Raw genomic sequence first — 14,611 nt, 5'->3', positions numbered from 1 at the left:
GTGAGCTCGCCCGCCCCGTCCCGCCGCGACCAGCGCCCGGTCGCGCGCCGCCGCGACGCCACCGCCAACCGCGCGGCGCTCGTCGAGGCTGCGCAGGCGGTGCTCGCGGTCGATCCGCACGCGTCGCTGGATGCCATCGCGCAGGCCGCCGGGCTCTCGCGGCGCGGACTCTACGGCCACTTCGCCGACCGCGAGAGTCTCCTGCGCGAAGTGATCGCCGTCGGCGCGGGGCGCTTCAACGCGATCGCGGAGGAGACCGTCGATCCGGACCCCCGCGTGGCGCTCGCCCGCATGGCGGTGCAGTTGTGGCGCGAGGCATCCGCCGTGCGCGCGTCGGCGAACATCGCCCTCGACGATGTGCACGTGCACGAGACGGTGCGCGCCCTCGCGCCGCTGCGCCGCCGCGTGCGCGAGCTCACGAGCGAGGGTGTCGCCTCGGGGGCGTTCCGCGGCGACGTGCCGCCCGAGTTGCTCGCCTTCCTCATCGAGGAGACCGCCCGCTCGACGCTGCGCGAACTGCGGCTCAGCACGCACGACGCGTCGGCCGCCGTCGTGCGGGTCGTGCTGTCGATCGCGGGACTCTCGTGGCGCGAGCAGGCCGAGCTCCTCGACCTGCACCCCGAGATCCTCGCTCAGGACGTGTAGTACGCGGCGGCCGCGGCGATTTCGTCTTCGGTCGGGCGACGCGGCTCGTAGTCGCGGGCGCGCACGAGACGGCGCCGACACGGGGGCTAGGATGCGAAGGACGGCCCGCTGACGGGGGGTGCGGGCCGACATCGACGCGGATGCCACCGAAGCGCCTGCGTCGTCCACCCGAACGCCGCCTCCGGAAAGCGCTTCGACGACGATGTCAGATCTCCCCTCCCTCACCGGCGCGAACCGGACGGTCGCCTCATCCACTGACGACACGCCGACGCCGCGGCGCCGCCGCGCACGGCGCATCGGGCTGATCCTCTACAGCGTGTTCGTCGGGCTCGTCGTCGTGGCCCTCATCGCCGCCGGCGCGGTGGTGTGGACGATCCAGCGGTCGTTCCCGCAGCTGAGCGGGACGATCACGGTGCCCGCACCCTCGGATGCCGGGGCCTCGGATGCCGGTCTCACCGACGACGTCGAGGTGCTGCGCGATGCGCTCGGCATCCCCACGATCATCGCCGACTCGTCGCATGACCTCTTGTTCGCGCAGGGCTACGTGCACGCCCAGGACCGCTTCTGGGAGATGGACTTCCGCCGTCACGTCACGAGCGGGCGCCTCTCGGAGTTGTTCGGCGCCTCACAGCTGCCAACCGATCAGTTCCTGCGGACCCTCGGCTGGCGCACGGTCGCGGAAGCCGAGGTCGCGGCCCTCGACGAGACCACCCGCGGGTACTACGAGGCCTACGCCGAGGGCGTCAACGCCTACCTCGCCGAGCACGACGGCGCCGACGTGTCGCTCGAGTACGCCGTGCTGGGCCTGCAGAACGCCGACTACGAGATCGAGCCCTGGACGCCCGCCGATTCGGTCGCGTGGCTGAAGGCGATGGCGTGGGATCTCCGCGGCAACATCGAGGAGGAGATCGAGCGGGCCCTCCTCGCGCAGAGCTTCACCGCCGAGCAGATCGCCGACCTCTACCCCGCCTACCCGTCCGACCGGAACCCCGTGATCGTCCCGACGATCACGACAGGGCTCGACGCGGTGCCCGCGTCGTCGTCGGACGAGTCCGCGCCCACGGCATCCGCCGCCTCCTCCACCCACACCGATCGGTCGGCGGTGGTCGAGTGGTCGGAGGTGGGATCGGTCGTCGAGGCGGCCTCGCTCCTCGTGGGAGAGGCGGGCGAGGGCATCGGGTCGAACTCGTGGGTCGTCTCGGGCGCGCACACCGAGAGCGGCCTGCCGCTGCTCAGCAACGACCCGCACCTGGGCGCGTCGCTCCCGAGTGTGTGGCACCAGGTGGGCCTCCGGTGCCGCGCGGTCGCCACGGAGTGCCCGTTCGACGTCGCCGGGTTCTCGTTCTCGGGCGTGCCGGGCGTCGTCATCGGGCACAACGCCGAGATTGCGTGGGGGTTCACGAACCTCACCGCCGACGTCACCGACCTCTACCTCGAAAAGGTCCAGGGCGACCAGTACTGGCGCGACGGGCAGCTCGTCCCGCTCGAGATCCGCACCGAGACGTTCCGCGTCGCGGGGGGCGACGACGTCACCCTCGAGGTGCGCTCGACCGTGCACGGGCCGATCATCTCCGGCGTCTCGGACGATCTCGGAAAGGTCGCGGGCGATCCCTACACGGGGTCGACGGATGCCGTGACGCCACCGACCGATGTCCCCGAGGGCGACTGGGCGGTGTCGCTCCGGTGGACGGCGCTCGACGCCGGAACCACCGCCGCGGCGATCTTCGCCCTGAACCGTGCGCAGGACTTCGACGGGCTGCGTCTCGCGGCATCCCTCTTCGACGTCCCCTCGCAGAACCTCGTCTACGCCGACCGCGAGGGGAACATCGGCTACCAGGCTCCGGGCAAGCTGCCGATCCGCGGCGCGGGCGACGGGACCATGCCCCAGCCCGGGTGGGACTCGGCGTACGACTGGACGGGCTTCATCCCGTTCGCAGAGCTCCCCGTCGCCTACAACCCTGACGAGGGGTACATCGTCACGGCGAACAACCCCGTCGTCGGTGCCGACTACCCGTACTTCCTCGGGTCGGACTTCGACTACGGGTGGCGGGCGGCGCGCATCACCGACCTGCTGCAGCGCGCGATCGCCCAGGGTCCTCTCACGGCCGACACGATGAGCGCCATCCAAGCCGACCAGGACTTCTGGATGGGAACCCGCCTCATCGCCGCGTACGCCGACGTCTCCCTCGACGACGCCGACGCGCAGGGCGCCCTCGACCTCCTGCAGCAGTGGGATGCCCAGAACGCGCCCGACTCGGCGGCCGCCGCGTACGCGAACGTGCTGTGGGACGAGCTGGCCCAGAACCTGTTCTCCCGACGCGAGCCCGCCGTCGGTCTCTCCGACCACGGGCGACTGTTCCTCGTCGTCGACACGCTCCTGGACGACCCCGGCTCGGCGTGGTGGACGAACGACCAGATCGACGTCGCGGGTCAGCGCGAGATGCTCGAGCGCTCTGCGAAGGACGCGTACACACGCCTCGTCGAGCTGCAGGGCGATGACCCGGATGCCTGGAACTGGGGCGACCTGCACGCGATCACCCTGACGAGCGGCACCTTCGGGCAGAGCGGCATCGCGCCGATCGAGGCGCTCTTCAACCGGGGTCCGTATCCGGTCGGAGGCGGCTCGGCGGTCGTCGACGCGACCGGATGGCGACTCGGGTCGGGGAGCTTCGCGACCTCGACGGTGCCGTCGATGCGCATGACGGTCGACCTCGCCGACCTCGACGCGTCGCGCTGGAACCACCTCACCGGAACGAGTGGGCACGCCTTCCACCCGAACTACATCGACCAGGTCGCTGCGTGGCAGGAGCAGCGCCAGACCCCGTGGCCGTTCTCGCTCGACGCGGTGCGCGCCGCCGCGACCGACACGCTGACCCTGACCCCCGCAGGCTGACCCGCCGCGGTCCCTCCCCGCTCGTTCTTCGGAGATCGTGCGTTCTTCGGATGTTTTCGCGCCGATCCATCCGAAGAGGCGCGAATCTCCGAAGAACGCGTGCTCTCCTGGAGGCATCCCGTGGTTGAAGCCCCCCTCGCTGAGCGAGCGCAGCGAATGACCGGGGGCTGTCAACCCCGGAACGCGATCGCACCGCTCACGTAGGCTCGCCCCATGGCGACCGCGAGCGTTCGACTGTTCGACTGCACCCCCGAGGACGTGTTCGCCGTCCTCGGCGACGGATGGCTCTACCCTGCGTGGGTGGTCGGCGCATCCCGCATGCGCGCCGTCGATCCGGAGTGGCCGGCCGAGGGGTCGCACATCCATCACTCTCTCGGCGCGTGGCCGATCCTCTTCGACGACGACACGCAGATCGTCGAGTGGTCGCCGACGCAGCGCGTGCGCCTGCGCGCCAAGGCGGGTCCGCTCGGCCGAGCGGTCGTCGTGATCGACGTGAAGCCCCGAGGCGACGGCTGCGTCGTGCGAATGGGCGAAGAGCCGGTGTCGGGCGCGATGCGCTTCGTTCCCCGCTTCCTCTGGGCGCCGCTCCTGCACTTCCGGAACGAGGAGACCCTGCGGCGCCTCGCGTATCTCAGCGAGGGTCGGCGGCGCGAGCGAGAAGCCGGCGAGCACACGGCGCGCACCGCCGTCCCGCGACCCGAGCAGGGTTTTTCCGAACCGGATGCCGTGGCCGACGTGACGATCGCCCGGGATGCGCACCCCGAGCGCGGGACGGGCGCATGACCGACGTCGAGATCGTCGGATCGGGTCCCAACGCTCTCGCGGCGGCCGTGACCCTCGCCCGTGCTGGCCTGTCGGTGCGCGTCTACGAGCGGATGTCCACGCTCGGCGGCGGCGCGCGCACCGCCGCGGACGTCGCCCCCGGCTTCCGACACGACACGTGCTCCGCCGTCCACCCGCTCGCGGTCGCGTCGCCCTTCTTCCGGGCGTTCGGGCTCTCCCGCCGCGTCGACTTCGTCACCCCCGACATCTCGTTCGCGCATCCGCTGCCCGGCGGTCGCTCGGGCCTCGCGTACCGCGACCTCGACCGCACGGTCGACTCTCTCGGCCGCGACGGCGCCGCGTACCGGCGCCTGATCGGTCCCCTCTCCGAGCGCGCGCGCGAGGTCGCCCGCTTCACCGGCTCCCCGCTCCTGCGCGTCCCCCCACACCCCGTCGTGCTGGCGCGCTTCGGCATCCGCGCGCTCCTGCAGGGCTCGCCCCTGTGGAACGCGGGCTTCGCCGAGGAGACGGCGCCGGCGATGATCACCGGGGTCGCCGCACACGCGATCATGCACCAGCCGAGCCTCGTGGGCGCGGCTGCCGGGCTCGCCCTCCAGGCCCACGCCCACGCCGCGGGCTGGCCGATCCCGCTCGGCGGAAGCCAGGCGATCTCCGACGCCCTCGCCGAAGACCTCCGCGCTCACGGCGGCGAGATCGTCACCGACCACGAGGTGCGGAGCACCTCGGAGCTCACCGCGCGTGCCGTCGTCCTCGATGTCACCCCGCGCGCCCTGATCCGCCTGGCGGGCGGACGGATGCCGGCGGGCTATCGCGCCCGGCTGGAGCGCTTCCGCTACGGGAGCGGCGCCGCGAAGGTGCAGTTCGCCCTCTCCGGACCGGTGCCGTGGGCCGACGAGCGTCTGGCCGGCGCGGGCACGATCCACCTCGGCGGCACGCGCGCGCAGATCGCGGCGAGCGAGAACGCGGTCCTCGCCGGGCGGCATCCGGCATCCCCCTACGTGCTCGTGTCGCAGCCGTCGGCCTTCGACGCCTCGCGAGCGCCCGCCGGCGGACACTCCCTCTGGACGTACACGCACGTCCCGACCGGCTCGACCCTCGACCGCACCGAGGCGGTGATCGAGACCGTCGAGCGTCACGCACCCGGTTTCCGCGATCTCATCGTCGCCTCACGCAGCTGGAGCGCCGAAGACCTCGCCGACGAGAACCCCAATTACGTCGGCGGCGACATCGGCGCGGGCGCGGCGACGTTCCGCCAGCTGCTGGCACGCCCCGTCGCGAGTCCCGAGCCGTGGGTCACGCCGATGCCCGGAATCTACCTCACGGGGGCCTCGACCTCTCCCGGTCCCGGCGTCCACGGGCAGTCGGGGTGGTTCGCGGCGCGCAGCGTGCTGCGCCGCGAGTTCGGCGTCGGAAGGATGCCGTCGCTGGCACCCTGATCTCCGCCGAGAGTCGACCGCTCAGCCGCCCGCGGCGGGGGGTGTGCGCCGCGACTCGGCGGGGGGTGTGCGCCGCGACTCGGCGAGCTCGTCGATGTAGAGCGACGTCTCATCAAGCGTCCCGTTGCGGTAGGCCTGTCGGCCCACCATGTGCGCCGACAGCGGTGCGGTCGCGAGCTGGATCACGACGATCGGAAGGAGCAGGGCCACCACCTGCCACGAGCGCAGCGAGAGGGCGACGGCGATGCAGATGAGGATGAGACCGAGCACCTGGGGTTTGGTCGCCGCGTGCAGCCGGGTCGGCACGTCGTGAAAGCGCAGCAGGCCGATCGCGGCGGTGAGGCACAGAAGGGCGCCGATCAGCACCAGGATGAGCGCGACGGCGTCGAGGATCTCGTTCATCGGTCGGTGTTGTCCCTTCGTGCGACGAAGCGGGCGATGGCGATCGAGCCGAACACGCCGACGGCGGCGATGATCAACAGCACCGGGAGGCTTCGGATGTGGTGATTGATGACCATGTCGGCGCCCAGCACGCACATGACGAGCGTCAAGAGCACGTCCGAGGCGACGGCGCGGTCGAGGATCGAGGGCCCGACGATGATCCGCCACAGCGTCAGCAGGCCCGCGATCGCGAAGACGATGTAGATGACGACGATGAGCGCGTTCACACCCCTGCACCCCCTTCACGGGGTGACTGGGCCCCGGTCCGTCCGATCGCCTCGAGCTGTGCGCGCGATCCGACGGCGCGGACGATGCGCGACTCCCACCCCTGCACGGCGCGGCGCTGATTCTCGACGTCTCGGTCGGATGTCACGCCGATGACGTGCAGGTACAGGATGCGCCGGTCGCGGTCGACGTCGACGATGAGCGAGCCCGGGATGAGGGATGCCGTCACGCCGACGTGCGCCATGATCAGGTCGTCGTCGGTGCGCAGCGGCACGGCGATGATCGCCGCACCCGGGTAGCGCGTCGGGTTGACCGTCTGCCAGGCCACGAGCAGGGAGCCGCGGACCAGTGCGAGGAGGAAGGTCGCGATGAACACGAACCCGTACCAGAGGTTGACCCTGCCGGAGAGTTCGACCGGGGGCAGACGGAAGACCCGCGTGACGAAGATCGCGACGATGAGGCCCGTGAGCGCGGCGAGCACGGTGAACTGCCCCCACAGGAGCATCCACAGGGCGATGAGCCACAGGAAGAACGGCAGTTGGCGCCAGACGGAGGTGAGGACGGCCTTGGCAGTGGGGCTCATCGGTCGGCCTCCTGCTGCAGCTGGACGAGCGACACCGGGTGCATGAGCGCTTCGCCGATGTTCGCGCACAGGGCGTACAGCGGGCCGGCGAAGACCGTCAGGGAGAGCGTGACGGCGACCATGCCGGCGGTCGTCGCCGTCATGATCCGCGGGATGACGCGGCGCTCGTTCTGCTCGTCGGCGGCCGGCGCATCGCCGAGGTACTCGATGCGTCCGACCACGGCCTGCTCGTCGGCGTGGTCGTCGTCTTCACGCCAGAAGGCCAGGTTCCACGCGCGCATGAGGGTGTACAGGGTGAGCAGCGACGTGATGATGCCGCCGACGATCAGCACATACATGATCGGGGTACCCACCTCGGCGGCTGCATCGAAGAGGGCGTACTTGCCGATGAAGCCGGAGAACGGCGGCAGTCCGCCGAGGTTCACGGCGGGGATGAAGTAGAGCACCGCGATCACCGGGGCCGCCCGCATGAGTCCCTTGACCTTGAGGATCGATGTCGACCCGGCCCGACGCTCCACAAGCCCGACCGCGAGGAACAGCGTGGTCTGCACGATGATGTGGTGGACCATGTAGTAGATCGTCGCGCCGAGGGCGAGCGGCGTCGCGATCGCGAGGCCGAAGACCAGATAGCCGACGTGGCTGACGAGCGTGAACGACAGGATGCGTTTGAGCTCGGCCTGGGCGACGGCGCCGAGGACGCCGATGATCATGGTCGCGAGCGCCACGATCAACAGCAGCGTGTTCACGTCGTTGTCGCGGAAGATCTGTGTCTCGGTGCGGATCATCGCGTAGACGCCGACCTTCGTCAGCAGGCCTGCGAACACCGCGGTGACGGGCGCCGGCGCCGTGGGGTACGAGTCGGGCAGCCAGAACGACAGCGGGAAGACGGCCGCCTTGATGCTGAAGGCCAGGAGCAGCATGAGATGGAGCACCAGCTGCGTCGACTGCGGCAGCTCCGTCATCCGCTCCGAGATCTGCGCGATGTTGACCGTGCCCAGTGCGCCGTAGATCGCGGCGATCGCGACGAGGAACAGGATCGACGAGACGAGCGAGACGACGATGTACACCACGCCCGCTCGGATGCGCGATTCGGTCGACCCGAGGGTGATGAGGACGTACGAGGCGACGAGGAGGATCTCGAACCCGACGTACAGGTTGAAGAGGTCACCGGCGATGAACGCGTTGAAGATGCCCGCCGCGAGGATGAGGTACGTCGGGTGGTAGATCGACACCGGCGTATCGTCGTCGCCGTCGGCCGCGCCCTGACCGACCGAGTACAGGAGGACCGCGAGCAGCACGATGCTCGAGACGACGACGAGGAGCGCCGCGAGCCGGTCGACGTAGAGCACGATGCCGTAGGGCACCGGCCATCCGCCCACGGATACGGCGATCGCATCGCCCGTCGAGTCGACCGCGTAGAGCAGCACGGCGGCGATCGCGAGGACGAGCGTCAGCGTGACGATCGAGATGATCACCTGCGCCCGCCGCTGTCGACCGAAGACCAGCGCGACGCCCGCGCCGAGCAGGGGCAGCGCGACGAGGAGGGGAACGAGAGCGCTCATCAGCTCTCCCCTCCCCGCTCGTCATGCGATCCGCTGTCGCTGTCGCCCGTGTGCCGGGTGCGAGGGCGGTCGGTGGGGGCGTCGTCTCGGATGCCGTCGAAGTCGCGGTGGTGCAGCACGGTGATGGGGGCGGTGTCCGTTCCGAGGAAGTCGGTCGTGGCGTCGTCGTCTTCGTCTTCGATCGCCGTCTCGTCGTCGATCGCCTCCTCGTCGGCGATCGCGCGGTCGCGCACGGCGATGTCGGCCTCGTCGTCGGTGACGGTGTCGGCCTGGCCGAGTTGCCACGAACGGTAGATGAGGGCGAGCAGGAACGCCGAGACCGCGAAGGTGATGACGATCGCCGTGAGCGTGAGGGCCTGCGGCAGCGGGTCGCTCATCTCCGAGGGATCGCCGTCGCCGTAGAAGGCGGCGATCCCGGGCTGCCCCATCACGACGAGCAGGAAGAGGTTCGCGGCGTTTCCGAGCAGGAGGAAGCCGATCAGCACGCGCGTGAGGCTTCGCTCGAGCATCGCGTAGACGCCGGCGGCGAAGAGGGCGCCCATGATGATGATGAGGACCACGGAGACGCTCACGGGGCGCTCACCCCCCGCGGAGAGACAGCGGGCGACGCACCGGATGCCTGTGCCTCACGCAGCTCCTGCGCCTGTCGGTCGACCTCGCCGCCGAGCGAGCGCAGCACGTCGAGCACGAGCCCGACGACCACGAGGTAGACGCCCACGTCGAAGATCGTCGACGTCACGAACTCGACGTGTCCGAGCACGGGGATGTCGGCTTCCCAGAAGTAGCTCGTGAGGGGCGCCGCGCCGAACAGCAGGGGGATCACCGCGCACCCGATCGCGAGCGTCATGCCCGCGCCCAGCAGGCGCCCGGCGTCCGTGGGCGCGGCGGCGCCGAGCTCGTAGCGACCGCCCGCGACATAGCGCATGACGAGCGCCATACCGGCGACGAGGCCTCCGGCGAAGCCGCCGCCGGGGAGGTTGTGGCCCGCGAAGAGCAGGTAGATCGACACGACGATGATCGAGTGGAAGAGGATGCGCACCACCACTTCGAGCATGATCGACCGATTCTCGGGTCGCACCCGCGCCCCGCCCACGAGCCAGGCCTGCCGGGTCGAGTCCGGTGCGCTCGCCCGCGGCCGCGGGCCGGCGGCCGTCTCGACGAGTGGCCGACGCGTGCGGGTGAGGCCGGTCGGCAAGGGCGAGATCGCCCGCGAGAGCAGGTCGGAGCGATGGGTGACGAAGACGAGGGAGGCCACGCCGGTCGCCGCGAGGATCAGCACCGAGAGCTCACCCATCGTGTCCCAGCCGCGCAGGTCGACGAGGGCGACGTTGACGACGTTCTTGCCGTGGCCGATGTCGTACGCGAGCTCGGGGAAGGCCGTGGATATCGGCTCGTGGATGCGCGCCCCGGTCGCGACCATCGCGACCATCGCCATCGTCGCGCCGACCGCGATCGCGAGGACCGCGCGGGCGACGGGCCACACCGACGCGTTGTGCTCGCCCAGGCGGGCGGGGATGCGGCGGAGGACGAGCGCGAAGGCCACGAGGGTGACCGTCTCGATGAGCACCTGCGTGAGGGCGAGGTCGGGGGCCCCGCTCGTCGCGAACAGGATCACCATGCCGAGCCCCGTCACCGAGACGAGGACGACGCCGGTGTAACGCTTGCGGGCACGCACCGCGATGAGGCCGGCGATGATCATGATGGGGGCGACCACCAGCTGCCACGGCGTCTGCCAGGCATCCAACTCCATGCGCCACTGCGGGCTGGCCAGCAGCGCCGTCCCCTCCGCGGCGACGAAGACGACGAAGATCGTGCCGACGTACACCGGGAGCGACCCGCGCTGCGTGAAGGTCGTCGTCCACACTGCGAGGCGGGCGAGGCCGCGCAGGCTCAGGTTGTAAACGTCGGCAGCGGTGAAGGTGAGCAGGCGTCGCGGGGTCTTCCCGGTACGCCGCGCGTACGCGAAGAGCACGACACCGAGTGCGATGCTGCCGAGCGAGAGGAAGAGCGCCGGCTCCCATCCGTGCCAGAGCGCGAGATGGTACGGGTACTCTCCCGGCGCGGCCTGGTCGGCGTAGCCGCTGAGTGCTCGGTCGAGCCAGGGCGCGGCGAAACCGAGCAGCAGCGAGAGCGTCGCGAGGATGACGGGCGAGGCGAGGAAGCCCAGCGGCGGGTCGGGCCACGCGGTCTTCGGACGGGGCGTGCCGTCGGCATCCTTCTTCGTCGCGAACGCGCCCCACAGGAAGCGCAGGCCGTACGCGGTCGTCAGCACCGAGCCCACCACGATGCCGACGAGGGCGATCGTCCCCCAGGGCTCGCCGTTCGACTCGAGCAGCGCCGAGAGCGCCGCCTCTTTGCCGAGGAATCCCAGCATGGGGACGAATCCGACCATGGATGCCACGGCGAGCGTCGCCGCCGTCGCGAGCGTGGGCGCCTGCCGCCCGACGCCGGAGAGCTCGTTGATATCTCGCGTCGAGAGCTGGCGGTCGATGACGCCGACGACGAGGAACAGCGACGACTTGAAGAGGGCGTGGGCGAGCAGCAGCGTGATGCCCGCGAGAGCCGCGTCGCGCGTGCCGTAGCCGAGGATCGCGGTGAGGAGGCCGAGCTGGCTCACCGTGCCGAACGCGAGGATGCGCTTGAGGTCGGTCTCGCGCAGGGCCTGGATGCCGCCGAGGAGCATCGTGAAGACGCCGAGCGTGATGACGATGGGGCGCCACGGGGCGGCGAGCGCGAAGAACGGCGCCACGCGGGCGATGAGGTAGATGCCGGCCTTCACCATCGCGGCGGCGTGGAGGTACGCGCTGACGGGAGTCGGCGCGGCCATGGCGCCGGGGAGCCAGAAGTGGAACGGGAAGATCGCCGACTTGCTGAGCGCGCCGACGAGCAGGAGCACGATCGCGACGTCGATGATCGGGTTCGCGGCGAGGGCCGACCCCGGTGCCGCGTAGTCGGCGAGGATCTGCGAGAGGCTGTTCGTCCCCGCCTGCACGACGAAGATGACCGCACCCACGAACATCACGAGCCCGCCGAGGGTTGTCACGAGGAGCGCCTGCAGAGCCGCGCGCCGGCTGGCGCCGCGCCAGTGATAGAAGCCGATCAGGAGGTACGACAGGATGCTCGTGATCTCCCAGAACATCACGAGCATGATGAGGTCGTCGGTGAGGACCAGCCCGTACATCGCGCCCGCGAAGGCCAGGAGCGTGGCGCTGAACAGGCCCACGCCGTCCTTCTTGCCGTCGAAGTACCAGCGGCAGTAGAGCATGACGAAGGCGCCGACGCCCGTGACGATGAGCGCCATGAGCCACCCGAGGGTGTCCATCCGCATCGAGATGTCGAGGCGCAGCTGCGGGATCCACGTCACCGACTCGGTCGGGGTGTCGCCCGCGAGCACCTGCGGGGTGAGGATCGCGGCGTGCACGAATCCGGCGGCGGGGGCGAGGGCCGCGATGTAGAACGCGCGAGGTCCGAGTCTGCCCACGAGCCACGGCAACGTCAGCGGCAGGGCCGCGAACGCAGCCAGGAGCACGAGCAAACGGGCCTCCTGACGGTCGCGGGGGTCGGACTCACAGTCTACCCGTGCCGTGCGCGCCCGGCGTCCGCGCCGCCGCGTCAGACCTGGGCGGGTCCTGTCGTATTCCCGACGCGGAACGTACAGGTGAACAGCACGGATGCCGGCTGGTCGCCCTCGAGCATGGCGGCGACCGCGGCGCCGGCGGCGCGCCCCTTGTCGGTCGGCGCCTGCACGAGCGTCGTGAGCTCGTAAGGGGCGAGACCGTCGACCGGCACGCCGTCGAAGCCCGTGACGCTGACGTCCTCGGGGACGCGGAGATCCGCCTCTTCGGCGGCGCGGATGACGCCCGCCGCGAGCAGGTCGCTCTGCGCGATGACGGCGGTGGGGCGCCTGCCCGGGTCGGCGAAGAGTACGCGTCCGGCGGCGAGTCCTTGATCGATCGAGCTGCCCGCGGTGACGAGCGCCGGGGCATCCGGGTACGTATCGCGCGCGCCGTCGAGGCGCTCGCGGGTGACGTCGATGGTGATGTCGGACCGGTCCCGCAGCCACCCGCCGCGCAGGTCGCTGCTCGCGCGGAGGGTGACGATCGCGACCCGCTCGTGGCCGAGCGAGCGCAGGTGCTCGGCCGCGGTGCGCTGCGCCTCACGGTTGTCGAGGAGGATCTGCGGCACGTCGGGCCCGGCATCCCCCTCGATCACGACGATGGGAAGGCCGCGCTGGCGCGCGGTCTCGAGCGAGTCGCGCAGCGGCGCGTCGCAGCCGATCAGCACGGCGGCGTCGAGAGGGGCGCTGGTGATGGTGGGGGCGTTCTCGATGTCGCTGTGGCTGCGCAGGAGCAGCAGTCCCGCGCCGAGAGGGGCCACGGCCTCGGCGAGCCCGTCCATCATGAGGCGCTGCACGGGGTCGAGGAACATGTAGTTGAGGCTCGACCCGACGACGACGCCCACGATGCCGCTGCGTCCGAGACGCAGCGAGGCGGCACGGGGGTCGGGTCCGGTGTAGCCGAGGGTCGTCGCCGCCTCCATGACGCGCTGGCGCGTCGCGTCGGAGACGGGGGTCTTGCCGCTGAACACGACGGATGCCGTCGAGGGCGAGACGCCCGCCTCGCGGGCGACGTCGGAGATGGTCGCCCGGCGTGTGGTCACCCCTGCATCGTAACGCGGCCCGTTCCCGCGCGTCGAATCGATTCGGTAGACTGCCGAGGTGACTTCTCCTGATGCCCCCGTCGCGCGTGACGCCGCGACGCCCGGCAGTTTCGCGGCCGGCGCGGCCGACCGCCTTCGGCTCGTACAGTGGCGCACCGCGGTCTTCGCCTTGTTCCTGCTGTGCGGGGTGACGTTCGCATCCTGGGCATCGCGCCTTCCCGCGGTGAAGTCGAACCTCGGCATCGACGACTTCGAAGTCGGGGTTCTGCTGTTCGCGATGGGCACGGGGTCGCTCGCCGGCGTCATGCTCGCGAACGTGATCGTCGCGCGCTGGGGCGCGAAGCGGGGTCTGTCGGTCACGGTCGTCGGCGTCGCGATCGGGCTGCTGCTCGCCGCGCTCGGCGTGGACGCCCTGAGCTCCTACGCCCTCGCGGCGACGGGCCTCGCGCTCATGGGTCTGTGCTTCGGCGCGACCGACGTCATGATCAACGTCGAGGCGGCGGCGGTCGAGCAGGCGTTCGGGCGCACCCTCATGCCGCTGTTCCACGCGTTCTTCAGTCTCGGCACGGTCGCCGGCGCGGGGATCGGCGTCGCGATGGCGGCCTGGAAGGTCGGCGTCTCGTGGCATCTCGGTGTCGTCGCGCTCGTCTGGATCGTCGTGACGACGGGCGCGCTGCGCTTCGTTCCGTCGCACGCGCCCGGTACCGATTCGGCGGAGGATGCCGGGGTTCCCGTCTCGACCCGGCGTGAGCGGATCATGGCGTCGCTCGCGGTGTGGCGCGACCCGCGGACGTGGGCGATCGGCGCGATCATCCTCGGCATGGCGTTCGCCGAGGGCAGCGCGAACGACTGGCTGACGATCGCCGTCGTCGACGGCCACGGCGAGACCGAGGCGACCGGCGCGATCTTCCTGACGGTGTTCTCGGTGTCGATGACGGTGTTCCGTGCGATCGGCGGCCCGATCGTCGACCGCATCGGACGCGTGTGGGCGCTGCGGGTCCTCGCGGTGACGGCGGGCGTGGGCCTGGCGATCTTCATCCTGGCGCCCAACCTGCCGCTCGCGTTCGTCGGTGTCGCTCTGTGGGGAGCGGGTGCGTCGCTCGGGTTCCCGCTGGGGATGTCGGCGGCGGCCGACGATCCGACGAAGGCCGCGGCATCCGTGTCGGCGGCGGCGACGATCGGCTACGTGGCATTCCTGTGCGGCCCGCCGGTGCTCGGCTGGATCAGCCACCAGATCGGCATCCTGCCCACCCTGTGGATCATCGTCGGCCTCATCGTGATGAGCGGGTTGGCCTCGGGGGCGGCGCGCCCGATCGCCGGCTCGAAGGTCGGCCGCGGCGGTCACTGAGCCGCTCCGCCCTGCGTTCGCCCCGCGTACACTCGA

12 protein-coding genes are annotated in these 14,611 nt (G+C 70.9%); 5 read left to right on the top strand and 7 right to left on the bottom strand.

Annotated features, from left to right (window positions below; translation table 11 throughout):
* The 4 genes from AC3ENQ_RS08015 (at nucleotide 1) to AC3ENQ_RS08000 (ending at nucleotide 5,757) form a co-directional block, all read left to right on the top strand.
* The gene (locus AC3ENQ_RS08015; protein WP_431803419.1) at nucleotides 1-645 is read left to right on the top strand and encodes a TetR/AcrR family transcriptional regulator; all 645 of its coding nucleotides are present in this window, start codon (nucleotides 1-3) and stop codon (nucleotides 643-645) included.
* A 202-nt stretch (nucleotides 646-847) separates the two neighbouring features.
* Nucleotides 848-3,538 (top strand): penicillin acylase family protein, encoded by a 2,691-nt coding sequence (locus tag AC3ENQ_RS08010; RefSeq protein WP_431803417.1) that lies wholly within the window; start codon nucleotides 848-850, stop codon nucleotides 3,536-3,538.
* Nucleotides 3,539-3,751: 213 nt separating this feature from the next.
* Nucleotides 3,752-4,321, top strand: coding sequence for an SRPBCC family protein (locus tag AC3ENQ_RS08005; protein ID WP_431803415.1), 570 nt, complete (start codon nucleotides 3,752-3,754; stop codon nucleotides 4,319-4,321).
* On the top strand, nucleotides 4,318-5,757 hold the full coding sequence (locus AC3ENQ_RS08000; RefSeq protein WP_431803413.1) for a phytoene desaturase family protein: 1,440 nt from the start codon (nucleotides 4,318-4,320) through the stop codon (nucleotides 5,755-5,757). The genes AC3ENQ_RS08005 and AC3ENQ_RS08000 overlap by 4 nt, the downstream gene beginning before the upstream one ends.
* A 21-nt stretch (nucleotides 5,758-5,778) precedes the next feature.
* Here AC3ENQ_RS08000 and mnhG read toward each other — a convergent pair whose 3' ends face one another.
* The 7 genes from mnhG to AC3ENQ_RS07965 form a co-directional block, all read right to left on the bottom strand.
* Nucleotides 5,779-6,159, bottom strand: a complete 381-nt coding sequence (mnhG, locus tag AC3ENQ_RS07995) for a monovalent cation/H(+) antiporter subunit G (protein ID WP_431803411.1) — start codon at nucleotides 6,157-6,159, stop codon at nucleotides 5,779-5,781.
* Complete coding sequence (locus AC3ENQ_RS07990) at nucleotides 6,156-6,425, bottom strand: MrpF/PhaF family protein (RefSeq protein WP_431803409.1); 270 nt, start codon at nucleotides 6,423-6,425, stop codon at nucleotides 6,156-6,158. Before AC3ENQ_RS07990 ends, mnhG begins: the two co-directional genes overlap by 4 nt.
* Nucleotides 6,422-7,006, bottom strand: a complete 585-nt coding sequence (locus AC3ENQ_RS07985; RefSeq protein WP_431803407.1) for a Na+/H+ antiporter subunit E — start codon at nucleotides 7,004-7,006, stop codon at nucleotides 6,422-6,424. The genes AC3ENQ_RS07990 and AC3ENQ_RS07985 overlap by 4 nt, the downstream gene beginning before the upstream one ends.
* Nucleotides 7,003-8,568 (bottom strand): Na+/H+ antiporter subunit D, encoded by a 1,566-nt coding sequence (locus tag AC3ENQ_RS07980; RefSeq protein WP_431803405.1) that lies wholly within the window; start codon nucleotides 8,566-8,568, stop codon nucleotides 7,003-7,005. Before AC3ENQ_RS07980 ends, AC3ENQ_RS07985 begins: the two co-directional genes overlap by 4 nt.
* Complete coding sequence (locus AC3ENQ_RS07975; RefSeq protein WP_431803403.1) at nucleotides 8,568-9,140, bottom strand: Na(+)/H(+) antiporter subunit C; 573 nt, start codon at nucleotides 9,138-9,140, stop codon at nucleotides 8,568-8,570. Before AC3ENQ_RS07975 ends, AC3ENQ_RS07980 begins: the two co-directional genes overlap by 1 nt.
* Nucleotides 9,137-12,103 carry a Na+/H+ antiporter subunit A gene (locus AC3ENQ_RS07970; RefSeq protein WP_431803401.1) on the bottom strand — a complete coding sequence of 989 codons (2,967 nt, stop codon included), beginning with the start codon at nucleotides 12,101-12,103 and terminating at the stop codon, nucleotides 9,137-9,139. The genes AC3ENQ_RS07975 and AC3ENQ_RS07970 overlap by 4 nt, the downstream gene beginning before the upstream one ends.
* 77 nt (nucleotides 12,104-12,180) lie before the next feature.
* Nucleotides 12,181-13,227, bottom strand: a complete 1,047-nt coding sequence (locus AC3ENQ_RS07965) for a LacI family DNA-binding transcriptional regulator (protein WP_431803399.1) — start codon at nucleotides 13,225-13,227, stop codon at nucleotides 12,181-12,183.
* A gap of 169 nt (nucleotides 13,228-13,396) precedes the next feature.
* On the opposite strand from AC3ENQ_RS07965, the gene AC3ENQ_RS07960 reads away from it, so the two are divergent.
* On the top strand, nucleotides 13,397-14,575 hold the full coding sequence (locus AC3ENQ_RS07960) for an MFS transporter (RefSeq protein WP_431803852.1): 1,179 nt from the start codon (nucleotides 13,397-13,399) through the stop codon (nucleotides 14,573-14,575).
* Nucleotides 14,576-14,611: the final 36 nt, after the last annotated feature.

This window comes from Microbacterium sp. bgisy203 (assembly GCF_057706945.1).
Note: the sequence above shows the minus strand (reverse complement) of the source record. Positions and strands in the feature narration are given on the sequence as shown.